Consider the following 18307-nt stretch of genomic DNA (forward strand, 5'->3'; position numbering starts at 1 on the left):
CCGCGTCGATGTTACACATCTCCTCGCAATGACGCTATAGAATTACAAGCCTGCTCAATCCGCAAACAAGCCTCTTCCAGCTCTTCCATAGAAGTAGCATAGGAAATCCTGAAATATCCCTCTAAGCCAAAAGCAATACCAGGGACTACAGCGACTTTTGCTTCTTCAAGTAAATATTCACCGAAATCATTACTATTATTAATTACTTTTCCTGATTTAGTTTTAGCTCCAAAAATCTTATCACATTTAATAAATAAGTAAAAAGCCCCCTCAGGTTTATAGCATTCAAAATATTTCACTCTTTGTAAAATCGATAAAGCAAGATCACGTTTTTTCTCAAAATTTAAAGCATTTTGTGCAATATAGCCTTGCACGCCATTTAATGCCTCAACGGCTGCTGCTTGGCTTATTGAACACGGGTTTGAAGTACTTTGTGACTGAATAATAGTCATAGCTTTGATTAAAGCTTTCGAACCTGCACCATAACCTATACGCCAACCTGTCATAGAATATGCTTTTGATACGCCATTAACAGTAAATATCCGATCTTTTAAATCAGGTGCTATTTCTGCTAAAGTATAAAATTTAAAACCATCAAAAGTAATATGCTCATAAATATCATCAGACATGACGTTTACATGCGGATGCTTTCTTAGAATTTCAGCAATATTTTCTAACTCTGAATGGCTATAGCTTGCACCTGTTGGATTACTAGGCGAATTAATAATAAGCCATTTAGTTTTAGGTGTAATTAACTGCTCTAAAGCCTCACCGCTTAGTTTAAAGTTACTTTCAATACCACAATTTGCAAAAACCGGAGTACCTTCAGCAAGTAAAACCATATCTGGATAGGACACCCAATAAGGAGCAGGAATAATAACCTCATCGTCTTTATTTAAAGATGCCATAAATAAATTATATATAACTTGCTTGCCGCCGGTGCTAACTATTATTTCATCAAGATCATAATCTATATTATTTTCTCGTTTAAATTTAGCTTGTATTGCTTCTTTTAAAGCTGGTATCCCCTCAACGTTTGTATATTTAGTAAACCCATCTTTAATAGCTTTGATCGCCGCTTCTTTGATATTATCAGGCGTATCAAAATCAGGCTCACCTGCCCCAAGTGCAATAATATCAATGCCCGCTCTTTTAAGCTCAAGCGTTTTCCTAACAACTGCAAGAGTAGGGGACGGTTTTATAGCATTTAATCGCGTAGAAATAATTGACATAATATTAGTCCGTATTGATGAAAATGATAATATAGTAAGTTTTAAATTGTATACTCGTTTTATTTGAAAAATTGGCGGCGTTATCTTTTGCTGATAATCCTCACGTATGTTAAAAATACGCTGCGGTTATCAGCTTCAAGATCGATTCCTCTTTTCCCAATAAAACTTCGTCTACCCAACTCTTGATTTATTAGCAGCATATTCACAAGCTGATACTTGAAAAATTTTTACTTTTTATAATGAAATCTACAAGAGTATATTATAATTTCTATATCATCAATAGAGTATACTAATCTATGTTCATGAGTAATTCTTCGAGACCATAAATTAGTCATTGAGTATTTTAAAGGCTCTGGCTTACCTATACCACTAAATGGTGTTTCCTGAATATTTTTTACTAAGAGTTTAATCCGTTTATATTTTTTAATGTCATATTTTTTCCAATATTCTAAGTCCTTTGTTGCATTTAATGTCCATATAATTTTAGTCATCTAAATTAACTTCAACGAACTCCTTTCTTTTTGCTTGTTCAATGGATTCTTGCAGCCATTCAGCATTAGCTGGATTAGATAATAAATATAATGTTTCTTTTGTAGATTCATACTCTTCTTCTGTTATAATAATAAGATTTGTATGGTTTCTTCTTTTTACGAGATAAGGGATATGGTCACGTTCCACCGTATCAAAGACAGTGCTTAGATTCTTTCTAAATGAAGAACTACTAATTGATTTCATAAAATACCTATATTGTACATGTTTCATGTACACATTACTACAAATTTCACTGATTTACAAGTAAAACTAAGCATAAGAGTATTATTTTATAGTCCCTTTGGTGGTTAAAACCTCCATCTTCCAGATGGAAAAGCTTTAGCTTGCCATGTGCGCCATGATGCGTTAGCATCATAAGCACCATGACTCAATACAGCAACAAATCACACACAGTTTACTATCATCGCTATCATATAGTGTGGATTACAAAATATCGATACAAGGTGTTAACCTATGATATCAAAAAGCGAGTGAGAGAAATTATTGCAGTAGTTGCAGAAGAGCTCAATATTAAAATAGAAAATGGAGTAATATCAAGCGATCATATACATATATTTGCCAATATACCACCTCATATTAAAGTAAGTGAATTTGTGCAAAAAGCTAAAGGAAGATCGTCAAAAAAGATACAAGAAGAATTTCCAATATTAAGAAAAAAGTATTGGGGTAGACATTTATGGGCAAGAGGATACTTTAGTTCGACTAGTGGCAATGTGACTGATGACATGATTAATGAATATATTAATAGACATACTGATGCTCATGAACCAGCAATGACTACTAATATAAGACTGGAATAAGCTTTAGCTTGATTCTCGACTTCTAGTCGCTATAGACAAACTTTCATCTCTCAGATGAAAGTGATTGATTTTAAAATTTATAAAGATATGCTTTATTATATTAGATAATATTTAATTTAAAAATAGCTATGCTTAGTAAAATAAAGGATAAAATCAAACATTTTTGCTTAACGATAATAAATATACCAAATTTTATTAAAAACAAAATTCTAGAATTTAAAAAATATTTAAATGATTGTAAATATAAAATGAATCATTTAAGTGAAACCAATTATGAGCTTGGACTTGAACATTTATATAGAGGTAATTTAAACGATGCATTACTTAGATTTAAATTAGTCGATAACTTTTTTAGTCCTAATGATTCTAGAGTATATTACCAATTAGGTTGGACTTATTTTTTAAAAAATGACTATCCAAAAGCCATAAAATATTTAGAAAAATCAAATGAAAAATATAAAACAATTTTTGTAAATTTTTTGAAAAATTATAAAAATGCTACCGAAATACCTGTGGAAATTTGGGGAAAATACAGGGACTTAACTGCAAAAAATTATCCAAGTATTTTTAACAATGATAAAAATATTCATTTGCCTTATAGATTTGTGAATGAGAGCTTGAAGCAAATAACTGACCTGCCAGATGATTATTCTATCTTAGAGCTTGGTAGTAATATAGGACTTGTCGGATACGAATTAGAAAAGCGTTTTCCAGAAAGCTTTACTTTAACAGCTGTAGAAATTTCTAATTTAATGAATGATATTCAAGAAGAATATTATGCTAACCTTAAAATTTATGATCAGATATATAATGTTTCCATAAGTGAGTTTCTGAAACAAAATTCAAATAAATTTGATATTATTTTAAGCTTTTGTGGATTAACTTTTACTAGAGATCTTTCTACATATTTCAATGCAATATATTCATCGCTTAACAAAGATGGGTATTTTTCTTTTTGTTTACCTACTAATTCGAATACGCATTTTTCAATAAAACGTAAAGAATTTATTTTTAATTTAAATGAAATAAATAATATTTTACAAAAAAATAATTTCGTTATATTAACTTCTGAAGAAATAATACTAGCGGAAAATAATAAATACGGTATTATTATTTGTAAGAAAACTGAAAATAAATCATGAGAATACTAATTATACTTTCGATTATCCTATGTTCATTATTTGCAAAAGCTGATCTTGAATATGTAGATGATGACATATATAACTATAATGGTAGCAGTAATATTAATGGTTGTCGAGAAGTTTACGATCCATACGAAAAATTTAACCGTAAAATTTTTGCGTTTAACTCAGTATTAGATTATATATTCTTGCGTCCTTTAGCTGTTGGGTATAAAAACCTTACAAATGATTATATGAAAGCAAGGGTTAATAGTTTTGTTGGTAATATTGATATGCCACTTACTGCTGTAAATTATGGGCTTCAGCTAAATTATGATAAGACTATGAAAAGCGTATGGCGGTTTATTATTAACACTACGCTTGGCGTTGGTGGGTTATTTGATGTGGCTAGTAAAGTAGGGCTACCATCAGATCGTCAAACTTTTGGTAATACTCTTGCACATTATGGAGTAGGTCCAGGTCCTTATTTGGTGTTACCGATAATAGGTAGTACTAATGCAAGGGATATGACTGATCCAATATTTACTAATTATGCACTTAATCCTTTAATGTATTATACCCATAAAGATTTTGAATTAAGTGTTTTAGCAGTGAGTAAAATAAATGATAGATATAATGTATTATCATTTAGTGATTATGTTATGAAGAATTCGTTAGACCCTTATGCTACTATCAGATCGGCATTACACCAAGCTCGTGAAGCATCTGTTCAATATCCTAAAAACTTTAAATGCCCTAAACCTAAAAACGTAAATTCTAATTAAAAGAGGTTCTTATGCAAAAAATTATTACTAGCTTATTTTTATTGATTTTTACATTTTCTTCTTATGCAGACGATAATGATGCAGACGATAATGCCCCCGCAGGTTTAAATGATTATGTTACTAACTTAGTAAATGAAGCTTCTACTACCTTAAATAATCCTAACCTATCCCAAGATGCAAAAGTTACCAAAGCACGTGAACTAATGCACAATAATCTAGATTTTGATTGGATGGCTAGGTATACATTAGGACGTAACGGGGTACAAACTTTATCTAAGGAACAAATCGCAAAGTTTACAGAAGTTTATTCTAAATATGTTACTAAAGCTTATACTGATCTAATAAAAGATTACAAAGGTGAAAAGCCTCAAGTAACAGGAGTGCGTGTTTTAAGCCCAAAAGATTCTATGGTTAGCATGAATATTAATAATAAAGGACAGGATATTAAAGTAGAATATTTAGTGCGTAAAATGGAAAATGGAAAATTCAAAGTTTCCGACGTTATTACAGAAGGTGTAAGTCTTATTGGTGCTCAACAACAAGATTTTACTTCGACTTTAAAAGACCAAGGTTTTGATGCTTTAGTGCAAAGCCTACAAAGCCGTTCATAAAAATTTGTCTATGCGTTCTTGCATAGATCAGTTTTTCCCTTGTCACCCCGTGGCGGCATTGTTGCGTAGATCGGAAAACGCCCTCGATGTCATGCCGTGGCTTGACCACGGCATCCAGAAAATAATAAAAAATACTAATTTTATTAGTATTTTTTACTATTTATAGAAATAATATTTGAAAATATAGCCTTTAAAAATTGGGGTGTTCTGCTTTCATTAATAGCTTTTTGGTGGTATTTGGTTATTATATAATTATCGTGTGGTTTTGAATAATTATCCTCATTAGTAATTTGGAAATTACTATTTTGTTTAATTAATTCTACTACTTCCTCAAAATAATTTTCAATATCAGAAGTAAAGATCAAGCTACCTTTATTTTTCAGCTTAGTCTGTAGAATCGTTAAGCGTTCTTTATTTAAAATACGTTTCTTTTTCTGCCTATTTTTTATCCAAGGATCAGGAAATAAAATATAAATTCCGTTTAAGCTATTATTTGGTAAATCATGTAATATAAAATCTAAATTATTGGGAAATAATAAGAAGTTTGTAATATTCTGCTCTTCTGCAAGTTTTAAAACATTCGCAACACCGTTTAGATATACCTCCACGCCGATAAAAAGCTTATCTGGATTCATCTTAGCTTGATTGATGAAATGCTCGCCCATGCCAAAGCCAATCTCGAGAAAAATTTGACGTTTTTCACTAATAAGCTTTTCTTTTGAAAATAAATATTTTGGCAGTTCGTTATCTAATAAATTTTGTTGTATTCCTGACAGGCTCTTCCCGATGCGTCTTGCATATGAGCGATTTAGCTGAATTAAAGATATTTCTATTACTCTATTATGAGATTGCAAATCTTGATGGATATTATCAATAACATAACCATGATCTAAAAAGATTTGGCTAACTTGATCTGCTTGTTTATATCCTATTTCTAATATAATTTTACCATTTTGCTTTAGAAATTTTTTAGCATTCTCTGCTATGATTTTATAGCTCAGCAAGCCCTCTTCTTCGGCAAATAAAGCAATAGATGGCTCATAATTTATTGTCTCAATTGCCATTTCAGGCTTTTCGTTTATAGATATATATGGCGGGTTGCTAACTATAAGATCAAATTTTTGTTTTCCAATATTCTCAAACCAATCGCTATGAATAATTTGCAAACGGTCCGTTACATCATGCTTTATGGCATTACTTTTTGTAACCTCTATCGCATCAGCACTTATATCAGTTGCGGTTATTTGACTATTCGGTAGTTCGAGTAATAAGCTGATAGAGATGCAACCGCTACCCATACCGAGTTCGAGTATATGAAAATTGTCATTGCGAGAAGACGCTATAGGCGTCGACGAAGCAATCTCAGGAATTTTGCCTGAGATTGCCACGCTCATTTCATTCGTTCGCAATGACGGTTTGAATAAACCTATAACAGCATCCACCAAAATTTCCGTATCGTTTCTTGGAATTAATACGTGCTTATTAACGATAAACTCACGTGAGTAGAATTCTTTGTTCCCTAAAATATAGGCTATCGGCTCGTGCTTTAGTCTTCTTTCTAATGCTTTTTCGAAAGTTTCCATTTCTAGCTGGTTTAGTTGTTTTTCAGGATTAGCAAGCAGATATTCATATGATTTATTGATAGTATGCTGCAATAAAATTCGTGCTTCTAATTTTGGATTACTAACCCCAATTTGTTGTAATTTATAAGCTCCTTCGTTAAGAAACTCTTGTATAGAATATTGCATGGAAATTATTTTCTACCTAGATTTTTCATTTCTAAAATATCTTCTTCATTACCCAAAGGAGCTCGTTTTTTAAGTTCAATAAATTTGTGTAATGCATCAGTAGATATAACCACTTTCATATCCTCGGGCAAATCGCAAGAGAATTCCATAACTTCATTACTGGTTGGATGAGTAAAGCTTAAATACCAAGAGTGCAAAGCTTGGCGTTTGAAGTCTAGTAACTTTGCCTTTAGTTCAGGTGGAGCATGGTTAATTTTTCGGTCGTTATTGCCGTATGTTTGATCACCAACCACTGAATGCTTTAAATGGCTTAGCTGCACTCTAATCTGATGAGTTCTGCCGGTAGCAAGCTTACATTCTACCATACTAATGCTACCTCCATAAAATAGCTCTAGAGTTTTGTAGTAAGTTACGGCTTCTTTCCCACCATACTTCAATATCGTCATTTTTTGCCGATCGCTTCGACTGCGACCTATATTATTTTTAATCGTTCCCTCTAACGGATTAATTACTCCCCAAACTAAAGCCTTATATTTCCGTACGACCTGCCTTTGTTCAATCTGATTGGCAAGCAACATATGTGCTTTATTATTTTTAGCAACTACCATCAAGCCCGTCGTGTCCTTATCTAAACGATGCACTATTCCAGGTCTTTCTGATGAACCGATATCGGATAGGTTTTTTGTATGGTGGAGTAGGGCATTAACAAGCGTATCATCATGATGTCCTGCCCCTGGGTGGACAGTCATACCGGCAGCTTTGTTGATAACTATTAAATCTTCATCTTCATAAACTATATCAAGTTTTATGTCAGCTGCTTCTATTGTTAACTCTTCTGGTTCTTTGAAAGAGAATAATATAATATCATTCTCCTTGACCAAAATATCAGAATCGAGAATAATCACATTGTTAATTTGTACACAAGAACTTTTAATTGCTTTTTGAATCTGGTTGCGTGAGACATTTTCAAGAAGCTGAGATAAAGCTTTATCAAGCCTTAAGCCGCTTAGTTCAGTAGGTACAGAATATTCTAACATATTTAATTTATTTAATGAATAATACATTTAAATGGCTAAATGCAATTGGGGTTGAATATTATTGCTCAGAGCATCCGCCAAAATTAAAAGTAAGTGATAATATCAAACCGGTCGAAAAGCCACAAGCAAAACCTACGCCTCAAAAAGAAATCGGGTTTAATATGAACGATAAAACACATGATAATATAAGCCTTGCAAGATCACTTGCCGATAAAGCAAATAATATAGCAGAACTAAAAGAATCTCTACTAAATTTTAATGGCTGTGAGCTGAAGAAGTTAGCGACTAATACTGTATTTGGTGATGGTAATCCGGCAGCTAAGATCATGTTAATAGGTGAAGCTCCTGGCAGTAATGAGGATTTAAAAGGTATACCATTTTGTGGTGAGAGCGGTAATTTACTTGATAACATGCTGCGTGCAATCGGGATTTCACGAAAAGATAATGCTTATATTACCAATACAGTGTTTTGGCGTCCTCCTGCTAATAGACAGCCGACTTTAGAGGAAGTAGATATTTGTAGACCTTTTGTTGAGAAACATATTGCTTTAGTTAACCCAAAACTCATTATTTTAGTTGGTAGCACTGCTGCAACTAGTCTACTTGGGAAAAATGCCGGTATTACTAAAATTAGACAAGAATATTATTTTTACACCAATAAATATCTAACCGCTCCTATCCAGACTACGGCAATTTTCCACCCCGCCTATTTACTCCGCCAACCTAGCCAAAAACGCACCTCTTGGTATGATTTGCTAAAGATCAAAGATTATCTTGAAAGTAAGAATTTGGTAACTGGTTAATTTTAGTTGCTTTATACTAATTGGTGTGTATATTCAACTTTTGATTATAGATGTGTCATCTAGTTGCTTGACCACGGGAGGCATTGCCCGCGTGGATGCCAAGTCGTCATTGCGAGGAGCGAAGCGACATGGCAATCTCAGGAAATAATGATGAGATTGCTTCGTCAAAACTTACAGTTTTTCCTCGCAATGACGAGAAAATGATCCACGCAGGCAATGCCACCACGGGGTGACAATAATAACAATAATAGTGTTAATATGACAAAAAACGATTTTATAAGTTATAAAGGTTATTTTGGGTCAGTGCATTTTAATGCTTCGGAAGAAATATTTTTTGGTAAAATAGAATTTATAAGAGATTTAGTAAGTTACGAAGCCTCAGATGCTAAAACTTTAATAAAATCATTTCATGAAGCCGTGGATAGTTATCTAGAAGATTGTAATATATTAGGTAAAGCTCCGGATAAACCTTTCAAAGGCAGTTTTAATGTTAGAATTGATCCTGAGTTACATAAAGAAGTAAGTTTATATGCTATGCAACATGGTGATAGTTTAAACGGAATAGTTAAAAAAGCTTTAAACGAATATATTAAGTGCCTAACTGCTTGCTTTATGACACTTCTAAGAAAAGTATAGATACGGTAATCTTAGGAAGTATTATAAGACTTCTGAGATTGCTTCGTTGCTATGCTCCTCGCAATGACGATCCTTAATACACACAACAAAGTAATGCTTGAATCCCATAAAGATAAAAATAATTTCTCATTTTCTTAAAGTAGGTTTATACTTCTAGTATACAAAAATATATTGAGGTATGGATATATGACCAGTGAAAACACTAATTCCGAATTTGCTGAATTAAAGATTAGAGATAAAATATTCAAATTACCCATACTGAAAGCAAGTATTGGGCAGGATGTAATTGATATTAGTAAAGTATATTCTGAAGCGGATTGCTTTACTTACGATCCGGGTTTTATGTCTACTGCTTCGTGTAGATCAACTATAACTTATATAGATGGTGATCAAGGGATTTTGCGGCATTGTGGTTATGATATAAAAGATTTAGCCGAAAAAAGCGATTTTTTAGAGGTGGCATATTTATTGATTTATGGGGAATTACCAAATAGTAAGCAGTATAATGATTTTACTAAAAAGGTTGCTCATCATGCGTTAGTTAATGAAAGATTACATTATTTATTCCAAACGTTTTGTAGCTCTTCGCATCCTATGGCTATTATGCTTGCGGCGGTTGGTTCTCTTTCGGCATTTTATCCTGATTTGCTGAATTTTTTTAAAGAAGCAGATTATGAACTTACAGCTATTAGAATGATAGCTAAAATACCAACTATTGTTGCAATGTCTTATAAATACTCTATAGGTCAGCCTTTTGTTTATCCCGATAATTCTTTAGATTTTACTGAAAATTTCTTGCATATGATGTTTGCCACACCTTGTGAAAAATATAAAGTAAATCCAGTAATAAAAAATGCCTTAAACAAGATATTTATTTTACATGCTGATCATGAGCAAAATGCTTCTACTTCAACAGTTAGAATTGCCGGCTCATCGGGAGCTAACCCTTTTGCTTGCGTCAGTACTGGTATTGCATCGCTTTGGGGACCTGCTCATGGCGGGGCTAATGAAGCAGTGATAAATATGCTGAAAGAAATAGGCAGTGTAGAGAATATACCCAAATATATAGCGAAGGCTAAAGATAAAAATGATAATTTTAGGCTAATGGGCTTTGGTCATCGTGTATATAAAAACTATGATCCGCGTGCTGCAGTGCTTAAAGAGACCTGCAAGGAGGTGTTAAAAGAATTAGGGCAGCTAGATAACAACCCATTACTACAAATAGCTATAGAGCTTGAAGCTATCGCTCTTAAAGATGAGTATTTTATTGAGAGAAAATTATATCCAAACGTTGATTTTTATTCGGGTATTATTTATAAAGCGATGGGTATACCCCCGCAGATGTTCACAGTGCTTTTTGCCACAGCAAGAACAGTAGGCTGGATGGCACAATGGAAAGAGATGCACGAAGACCCTGAGCAGAAAATCAGCAGACCAAGGCAGCTTTATACTGGTCAAGTTCATAGAGAATATAAGACTATTAAAGAGAGATAAATTTTGGTATAATGCGTTTTTAAACAGCGTATAGTCATTGCGAGCGAGCATCGCTTGCGTGGCAATCTTGTCCAACATCCTGAGATTGCTTCGTCGAATTACTTTGTAATTCTCCTCGCAATGACGTTGGAAACAAAAAAATAAGAGCATATGAATTTTATTGATGAAGTTAAGATATATATAAAAGGTGGGAATGGTGGCAATGGTTGCGTTAGTTTCCACCGTGAAAAATTTATTGACCGAGGTGGTCCTGATGGTGGTGACGGCGGACGTGGCGGTAGTATTATTTTTAGAAGCAATCACCATCTTAATACGCTAGTAAATTATAGATATAAGCAGCATTTTATTGCAGATAGTGGTGAAAATGGTAAAGGCTCAAATAAAAGCGGTAAATCGGGTAAATCTTTAACTCTTGATGTGCCGATCGGTACACAAATTTTTGCAGAAGATAGCGATATATTGCTGCATGATTTTACCGAAGATGATCAGACTTTTGAAATAATTAAAGGCGGAAATGGCGGTCTTGGTAATAGCCATTTCAAAACATCAGTCAATCAAGCACCAAGACATAGAACAGAGGGCGAAATTGCTGAAGAAATGTGGGTTCAGCTAAGCCTAAAGCTGCTTTCCGATGTTGGGCTTGTGGGTTTGCCTAATGCCGGTAAATCTACCTTTTTATCAGTAGTATCGGCAGCTAAACCTAAAATTGCCGATTATCCTTTCACTACTTTAGTGCCGAATCTTGGAGTAGTATATATTGATGATGAAGAGTTTGTTATAGCCGATATTCCAGGCTTAATAGAGGGAGCTAGTCAAGGTCATGGCTTGGGCGATAAATTCCTAAAGCATATTGAAAGATGTAACGTGCTGATTCATTTAATAGATGGCAGTAGCGAAGACGTTGTTGCTGATTATAATATAGTACGCACAGAACTTGAATCTTATTCAGATTATTTAAAAGATAAAACCCAAATTATTTGCCTTAATAAAATCGATGTTTTAACTGATGAGGAAATAAAAGAAAAAACAGCTCAGTTGCAAAAAATCACCGGTAAAGAAATTTTCCCTATCTCTACCTATACCAATACTGGTATCACAAAAATAATCAAACTAGCCCTTCAGACTATTAAGGATTAATTGTCATTGTGAGGAGACATTACCCGCGTGGATCATTCTCCCCCTGTCATCCCGTGATTTATGAACTAGAGCCAGTTAAAAATACTAATAAAATTAGTATTTTTTATTATTTTCTGGATCTAGTTCCCAAGCCACGGGATGACAACAAACTTTCCTCGCAATGACATCCTTTTAATTCTTGTTGTAAATTTACTTATTTATGAAAATTTTTTAAGTAGTGTTAATATTTATTTATTCAACTTACAGATCAAAGATGATTTTATTTGTAATGAAATAAATATCATAGGTAAAATATTATGTGGTGGCTTAATAGTATAGTAGGAAGTCCTAAGCAAGAACATAAAACAGAAATAGAGAAAACAGTAAATAATATAGATGAATTTCCAGAATATTTTAATGATTTATTTAGCAAAGAAAAAAGTAAGGATGCTACAGCTCAGTCCAAGATAGAACATATTAATATTGGAAAAATATTAACCCCTAAATCAGAATCTCATAACCCTCCTGCATACAAAGAAGTTTTTGCTTATCTATTTAATAATTTCCGTAATAAGTTCAATGAAAAATTAGAAAAGCCAGCTGGTGCTATTGAAAAGTTTATTCCTGCTAAATCTTTTGAGTTTAGTTATAATTTTTCAAAAAAAGAAGATAGAGAATTTTTAGCAGATTGTTTAAGAAATGATATAACTATTGAAAAAATATTGCTAAAATATTGTGATTTTGATGATGTAGATGCGAGATATTTTGCAAATATTTTCTGGTATAATGATAAGATAAGGCATTTTTCTTTAGCAGATAATGAAAAAATAACTGCGTTTGGAATCAAAACTTTATTAAATATAAAAGAATATAATAAGGTATTACAAGAATTATTAGTTTATCTTCCAGGTCAATATGAAAATCTCATGGAGTTTCATTATACGGAAAATGCTGCAGATAAAATTGAAATAAAAACTAGTAGCGGCAAGGCGATAAATATTTTTGATAAAGAAGCCATAAATGCTTATTTAAAAAAATTACAAGAAAAAAATTTAGACTATACTATTGAAAATGAAAATTTACGAGTTAATACAACCCGTTCTGCGTTAGAAACGCCAGTTTAGGATAAGGAGGTCTGAGGATAAGCAAGTAGTGTTAGAAATTTTTTAGATTTATTGAAATTAAAAGCATTTACGCAAGAAAGTATATGAACTAAGAAATTAATAGGGGAGCGATGTCTTGAATGTTCAAGGTTCATGCTGTTTTTTAGTACATTAAATACTGATTCAATTATTGATCTGCTTTTTAAGAGTATTTTATCTTCTATATCTAATAAATGATTTTTCATATCCTTGCGAATCCCAGTAAATAACCGTAGCCCACGACTAAATAATTTAGCGGACATTTCCTTAGAAATATAAGCCTTGTCTCCAAATAATTTACCCCATAATCCTTTGGTAATTGAGTCTACAGCAGATAAATCACTAGCATTACCCTTTGTTATTTTAATTGCCATAATCTGACCTTTATTATTAATTACAATATGTAATTTAAATCCCATAAACCATCCGTAACTACTCATACCTATTTTAGCAATGCCACTAAACACTTTATTATTATTTGTACGTTTTGCATGACATATCGATAATTTGGTTGAATCAACAAAATATATACCAGTCTCATCTCCTGTAAATAATTGTAACATTATAGTTAAAGGTAATACTAATCTTGGCCACAACTGGATTATCCGACTGTAACTAGGAAGACTAAAATATCCTCTATATTTACATGATAGATGATATAAATAATAATTCTTAAAATCTTTGCATGGAGATATATAAAAATATAATACTATAGTTATATAGTTCTGAAAGCCTTAAACTCCCTGATCTCCTACGCTTCCTAACGCTGGGTATTAATTTGCTTTCTTCCCATTCTTCGTAAACTTTACAATAATTATCTATTATACAAAATAGAGTTATGATACATCTTTTCATTGTTGAGTGCATATTTTTTTGATTCAAAATCTATGTAACTCAACACTCCTCTCTTGTAAATACCCTGCTTTATTATCTTTATTCCTTACACTCTTATCCTAAACTGGCGTTTAGTAAGAGTGGCTAGAACATTAAAATCTTCTGCTATTGTATCTGCTAATTGTTTAATAATATCAAATTGAAATTCAGGTTTTATAAAATGTACAATTTCTATAATAAAATGAAACGCTGTTTTATATTTCTCTTGATCTATAGTATTTAATAAATTTAAAACTATATGTCCCGTCTTGAATATATCTACAGATACTGCTTCCATTAATTGAATATTTTGTTCTATAGCGGCTAAATAAAAACTGCTTTTTTTAGCAAGAAAGTTGTTAAAAATTTTATCTTGTAAGCAAGAAGAATTAGAAAAAAATTTATATTCAAAAAATATAACTGATTTAGAAAATTTATGTTCTAAATATGAACCATCTTCACTAATTTCATAATCTATAAACAATTTATGGTTTTTAAGTTTTTCATAAGGGTAATTTTCTAATAAACATTTTAGAAGATTATTTTTTTTATTAGCTATTCTTGTAATAGCTAAATTAGCAAATTCTAAAGCTAATTCTGGAGCATTTAAGTTTTGGATTATTCTCAAATAATCTTTAAAATCAATTTCTTTTAACATACATTTATATAATTCTATAAATTTATTTTGCAAATTGCTTTTGAATATTTGAGCTTTATTATCTTGATTAGGTAAACATAAAAAATCTTTTTCTTGAATAAGTCTAAAAGAATTTATTTTTCCTTCCATATTTTTTTACATTAAAATTTTTTGAACGCATAGTATATAGTAATTTATTTTTTTGTAAAGATTTTATTAATATTTTTTAATAAGCTCTAAAGTAACTTGACTGAAAAGTTAAAGAATGTTAATAATTTATACAATTCAAGTTTGGACTTTTATTAAAAAAATATGAGGGACATTATGCTAAATAACAATGGTATAAGCAATTCAAATAAAAGTAAATTTATGGCTCCACGACCAGAAGGAGTAAAACCTACAACCGTAGTAATTACTTATTCTGTCTGCAATAATTTAGAGCAAACTATTAACGCACTACAAAAAAAACGGCACAAGCGTACATTATATTATCGATCAAGATGGAAAACAGTATCAATATCATAATGATTTAACTGATAAAACTTTTTTTGCAGGTAAAAGTAGCTGGAAAGGAACAGATAGTGTCAATGATTTTGGCATTGGTATAATGCTTATTAACGATGCAAAAAGTGAATTTTCCACTATACAAATTTCTCAATTAAAAAATCTTCTTACTGATATACAAGAAAGATATCCAGAAATAGATCTAAAAGCAAATTTAGTTGGTTTGGGTGAAATAACTGTAAATAGAGAGGTTAATAATCATATAGCTCCAGGCAAATTTTTCCCTTGGAAAGATTTGGCAGATTCTGATTTTGGAAAATATTTTGAAACTACAGATGAACAAAAAAGTAAAAAATTATTAACATCTGGTGACTCAGGAGCAGAGGTTGAAGCTTTACAAGGAAATTTACAAGCATATGGTTATGGAGTACAGTCTACTGGCATATTCGATAAATTCACTGCTCAAGCTGTTCAAGTATTTAATACACGTTATAATACTGGTTTACCAAATGAAGAACCGCCTATAAGCTATACTGAAGCAACTCAGCATGAGTTAGAATTATTAGGTGTCTAATACAGATAGCCAATTTTTCAAATAAAACGAGTCTATCCACCGAACTGTTCTTTAATAATACGATCTTCTAAAGTATGATTCTTATTAAAGAGCAATTTGATAGATTTATCGTTAGTCGATTTAATAGTAACTGATTTTATATTACTAAATTCTTGAAAATCAGCAGTGGCGTTTACTGGTCTTTTATTTGTATTAAGTATTTCAAATTTAATGGAAGCTGAAGACGGCAATAATGCCCCATACCATCTACGCGGTCTAAATGAACATATAGGGGTTAGGCATAGCATATTCGACTCTAGAGGGAGAATATGACCACCAGCAGATAAATTATAGGCACTACTACCTGCCGGTGTTGCAACTAAAGCTCCATCTGCTACTAGCTCACTCATTCGCTCTACGCCGTTTACTTCAATTTTAAATTTAGCTGCTTGATTAGTTTTACGAAATATTGATACTTCATTAATCGCAAGAGCTTTATGTATTTGACCATCTACTTCTTCAGCCTGCATTAAAAGAGGATTAAGAGTAGAAGCAGTACTTTCTTGAATATTTTGTAGTATATTTTTAATATCCAAATGATTCATCAGAAAGCCGAGACTGCCTAAATTAACACCATAAAAAGGTATGTTTAAATGCATATAACGATGTATATTATGCAATAACTCCCCGTCCCCTCCAGCTACCATGATTACGTCCGCATCTTCTACGTCACAATAAGTATAAAGTTTTTTTATTTCCTCTATATTATCTGAAGATTTAGAATTTTGGTTATAAACTAATGCTATTTTATTCATATTCATTGTGAATTTCTTTTTTAAAGATAGACGCTTAAGCAATAATAAGTTATAAGGATAAATATATAAGTATAATAATTATAGAAATTAATATGTCGTCATTCAATATCAAAAATCATAAAAATGATTTACTATTTATACCTCTTGGTGGTTCTAACGAAATAGGTATGAATTTTAATCTGTATCATTATAAAGGTAAATGGCTAATTATTGATTGTGGTAGCGGTTTTGCTGATAATTATTTACCAGGCGTTGATATGATGATTGCAGATAGCAGTTTCATTGAAAAACATAAAAAAGATATAGTCGGAATGATCATAACTCATGCTCATGAAGATCATTTGGGCGGAGTACAATATCTATGGAATAGCCTCAAATGTCCTATTTATACTACTACTTTCACAGCAAATTTTTTAAAAATTCATTTAAGCGAATATGATTTTGCTAAAAATATTAAAATTCATGAAGTAAAAGCAGGAGGTAAAATAGATTTATCTCCTTTTTCGCTGGAAATGGTACCATTAACTCACTCAGCACCTGAGATGCAAGCAATTATGATCCGCACGGAAGCCGGTAATATTTTACATACAGGAGATTGGAAATTTGATAACGATCCGGTGCTAGGCAAAAAAGCCGATGAAGAGCTTTTAAAATCTTACGGGGACGAGGGAGTACTTGCGTTAGTTTGTGATTCTACCAACGTCTTTAATAAAGGAAGCTCCGGTTCTGAGGGGGATGTTAGAAAAAGTTTAATAGATATTATAGCTGGCTGCCCGCAAATGGTAGTAGTTTCAACTTTTGCTTCTAATCTAGCCCGCCTTGATACCATAATTCATGCTGCTCAACTTGCAGGTAGAAAAGTAGCCCTAACTGGTAGAAGCTTGCACCGCATTAAGCTTGTAGCCGAAGAAAGCGGTTATTTTAAAGATATTGCACCTTTAATTAGTGAACGTGATGTTAGTAGATTCAGAAGAGAAGAGCTATTAATAATTGCTACTGGTTGTCAAGGTGAGCCGCTAGCTGCTACTGCAAAACTAGCCTCTAACTCTCACCAGTCAATAAAGCTTGCTCCTAAAGATACTATGATTTTTTCTTCAAAAATTATTCCTGGTAATGAAAAGAAAATATTTAGGCTGTTTAATATATTTGTTAAAAGTGGTGTGGAAGTTATTACCGAACGTGATCATTTCGTGCATGTATCAGGTCACCCTTCTGTTGATGAGCTACAAAAAATGTATTCTTTAATTAGACCAAATATTTGTATACCTGTACATGGTGAGCCAGTACATATTTATGAGCATGTTAAACTTGCTAAGAAAAACGGCATACCTAATGCAGTGGAAGTTGAGAATGGTAGCGTGGTGCTACTTGAACCTAATAATGCTAAAGTGATTGCAAAAGTTGAAAGCAGTTATTTAGCTGTTGATGGTAACTATTTGCTCCCTGTAGAATCACCTATTTTTAAAGCTAGAAGACGTATGCGTGAGTCTGGTATAGTAATAGCCTCGATTGTAATTGATCAAAAAGGCTTGCTTGCCGCAAAACCCATATTATCTATGCCAGGTTTACTTGACGCAAATGAAGATATGCAATTGATTAATATAATTAAAAATGACATCGCAGAGCTTATTAAAACTCAGCAGAGCCAAGCTAAAAAAGCTTTATCTAAGGAACAGATAGAAGAAAAAATAAAATCTACGATACGAAAAACTCTTAAACAAGAAATTAATAAATCCCCTGCAATAATAGTTAATATCGAAAAAGCTATAGAGTAGTTCTTTCTTATTCCATGTGAGCTAAAAAACGTTATTGCGAGGAACGAAACGATGTGGCAATCTCATCAAACAT

The 18307-nt window shown here is 32.2% G+C and carries 20 protein-coding genes and 1 pseudogene; 12 read left to right on the top strand and 9 right to left on the bottom strand.

The window, feature by feature from the left end:
* Positions 1–11: 11 nt before the first annotated feature.
* The 4 genes from AAGD54_RS08255 to AAGD54_RS08270 form a co-directional block, all read right to left on the bottom strand.
* Positions 12–1232, bottom strand: a complete 1221-nt coding sequence (locus tag AAGD54_RS08255; RefSeq protein WP_341788513.1) for a pyridoxal phosphate-dependent aminotransferase — start codon at positions 1230–1232, stop codon at positions 12–14.
* A gap of 227 nt (positions 1233–1459) precedes the next feature.
* The gene (locus AAGD54_RS08260) at positions 1460–1723 is read right to left on the bottom strand and encodes a Txe/YoeB family addiction module toxin (protein ID WP_341788512.1); all 264 of its coding nucleotides are present in this window, start codon (positions 1721–1723) and stop codon (positions 1460–1462) included.
* Positions 1716–1994, bottom strand: a complete 279-nt coding sequence (locus AAGD54_RS08265; RefSeq protein WP_341788511.1) for a type II toxin-antitoxin system Phd/YefM family antitoxin — start codon at positions 1992–1994, stop codon at positions 1716–1718. Before AAGD54_RS08265 ends, AAGD54_RS08260 begins: the two co-directional genes overlap by 8 nt.
* A 19-nt stretch (positions 1995–2013) precedes the next feature.
* Complete coding sequence (locus tag AAGD54_RS08270) at positions 2014–2139, bottom strand: hypothetical protein (protein WP_341794566.1); 126 nt, start codon at positions 2137–2139, stop codon at positions 2014–2016.
* A gap of 7 nt (positions 2140–2146) precedes the next feature.
* Here AAGD54_RS08270 and tnpA point away from each other — a divergent pair, with 7 nt between their 5' ends.
* The 4 genes from tnpA (at position 2147) to AAGD54_RS08290 (ending at position 5101) form a co-directional block, all read left to right on the top strand.
* Positions 2147–2584, top strand: coding sequence for an IS200/IS605 family transposase (gene tnpA / locus AAGD54_RS08275; RefSeq protein ID WP_341794341.1), 438 nt, complete (start codon positions 2147–2149; stop codon positions 2582–2584).
* Between the two features lie 128 nt (positions 2585–2712).
* A complete protein-coding gene (locus AAGD54_RS08280; RefSeq protein ID WP_341794567.1) occupies positions 2713–3726 on the top strand; it encodes a methyltransferase domain-containing protein in 1014 nt (337 codons plus the stop codon).
* Entirely contained in the window at positions 3723–4490 is a 768-nt protein-coding gene (locus AAGD54_RS08285; RefSeq protein WP_341794568.1) for a VacJ family lipoprotein, read from the top strand. Before AAGD54_RS08280 ends, AAGD54_RS08285 begins: the two co-directional genes overlap by 4 nt.
* 11 nt (positions 4491–4501) lie before the next feature.
* Positions 4502–5101, top strand: coding sequence for a phospholipid-binding protein MlaC (locus tag AAGD54_RS08290; RefSeq protein WP_341794569.1), 600 nt, complete (start codon positions 4502–4504; stop codon positions 5099–5101).
* A gap of 143 nt (positions 5102–5244) precedes the next feature.
* Here the strand turns inward: AAGD54_RS08290 and trmB are convergent, their stop codons facing one another.
* Complete coding sequence (trmB, locus tag AAGD54_RS08295) at positions 5245–6849, bottom strand: bifunctional peptide chain release factor N(5)-glutamine methyltransferase PrmC/tRNA (guanosine(46)-N7)-methyltransferase TrmB (protein WP_341794570.1); 1605 nt, start codon at positions 6847–6849, stop codon at positions 5245–5247.
* Between the two features lie 5 nt (positions 6850–6854).
* Positions 6855–7886: an RluA family pseudouridine synthase gene (locus AAGD54_RS08300; RefSeq protein ID WP_341794571.1), complete on the bottom strand. Its 1032-nt coding sequence runs from the start codon at positions 7884–7886 to the stop codon at positions 6855–6857.
* A 14-nt stretch (positions 7887–7900) separates the two neighbouring features.
* Between AAGD54_RS08300 and AAGD54_RS08305 the strand changes: the two genes are divergently transcribed.
* The 6 genes from AAGD54_RS08305 (at position 7901) to AAGD54_RS08330 (ending at position 13059) form a co-directional block, all read left to right on the top strand.
* A complete protein-coding gene (locus tag AAGD54_RS08305; RefSeq protein ID WP_341788505.1) occupies positions 7901–8689 on the top strand; it encodes a uracil-DNA glycosylase family protein in 789 nt (262 codons plus the stop codon).
* Between the two features lie 216 nt (positions 8690–8905).
* The gene (locus tag AAGD54_RS08310) at positions 8906–9325 is read left to right on the top strand and encodes a type II toxin-antitoxin system HicB family antitoxin (protein ID WP_341794572.1); all 420 of its coding nucleotides are present in this window, start codon (positions 8906–8908) and stop codon (positions 9323–9325) included.
* A 186-nt stretch (positions 9326–9511) separates the two neighbouring features.
* The gene (locus AAGD54_RS08315; RefSeq protein ID WP_341794573.1) at positions 9512–10819 is read left to right on the top strand and encodes a citrate synthase; all 1308 of its coding nucleotides are present in this window, start codon (positions 9512–9514) and stop codon (positions 10817–10819) included.
* Positions 10820–10969: 150 nt separating this feature from the next.
* Positions 10970–11956: a GTPase ObgE gene (gene obgE / locus AAGD54_RS08320; RefSeq protein WP_341794574.1), complete on the top strand. Its 987-nt coding sequence runs from the start codon at positions 10970–10972 to the stop codon at positions 11954–11956.
* Between the two features lie 138 nt (positions 11957–12094).
* Positions 12095–12274 (top strand): hypothetical protein, encoded by a 180-nt coding sequence (locus tag AAGD54_RS08325; RefSeq protein WP_341794575.1) that lies wholly within the window; start codon positions 12095–12097, stop codon positions 12272–12274.
* Positions 12253–13059, top strand: a complete 807-nt coding sequence (locus tag AAGD54_RS08330) for a hypothetical protein (RefSeq protein ID WP_341794576.1) — start codon at positions 12253–12255, stop codon at positions 13057–13059. Before AAGD54_RS08325 ends, AAGD54_RS08330 begins: the two co-directional genes overlap by 22 nt.
* Here AAGD54_RS08330 and AAGD54_RS08335 read toward each other — a convergent pair.
* Together AAGD54_RS08335 and AAGD54_RS08340 are read right to left on the bottom strand one after the other, a co-directional pair.
* Positions 13056–13796: an IS982 family transposase gene (locus tag AAGD54_RS08335; RefSeq protein WP_341795150.1), complete on the bottom strand. Its 741-nt coding sequence runs from the start codon at positions 13794–13796 to the stop codon at positions 13056–13058. The two genes, AAGD54_RS08330 and AAGD54_RS08335, sit on opposite strands and share 4 nt — an antisense overlap.
* Positions 13797–14017: 221 nt before the next feature.
* Entirely contained in the window at positions 14018–14737 is a 720-nt protein-coding gene (locus AAGD54_RS08340; RefSeq protein WP_341794577.1) for a hypothetical protein, read from the bottom strand.
* 162 nt (positions 14738–14899) lie between these two features.
* Between AAGD54_RS08340 and AAGD54_RS08345 the strand changes: the two are divergent.
* Positions 14900–15665 (top strand): annotated as a pseudogene (locus tag AAGD54_RS08345) (N-acetylmuramoyl-L-alanine amidase).
* A gap of 32 nt (positions 15666–15697) precedes the next feature.
* Here AAGD54_RS08345 and AAGD54_RS08350 read toward each other — a convergent pair.
* Positions 15698–16465, bottom strand: a complete 768-nt coding sequence (locus AAGD54_RS08350; RefSeq protein ID WP_341794578.1) for an NAD kinase — start codon at positions 16463–16465, stop codon at positions 15698–15700.
* A gap of 86 nt (positions 16466–16551) precedes the next feature.
* On the opposite strand from AAGD54_RS08350, the gene AAGD54_RS08355 reads away from it, so the two are divergent.
* A complete protein-coding gene (locus AAGD54_RS08355) occupies positions 16552–18234 on the top strand; it encodes a ribonuclease J (RefSeq protein ID WP_341794579.1) in 1683 nt (560 codons plus the stop codon).
* The last annotated feature ends 73 nt before the right edge of the window (positions 18235–18307 follow it).

The sequence above is a fragment of the Rickettsia endosymbiont of Rhinocyllus conicus genome, assembly GCF_964026465.1.
Taxonomy (GTDB): domain Bacteria; phylum Pseudomonadota; class Alphaproteobacteria; order Rickettsiales; family Rickettsiaceae; genus Rickettsia.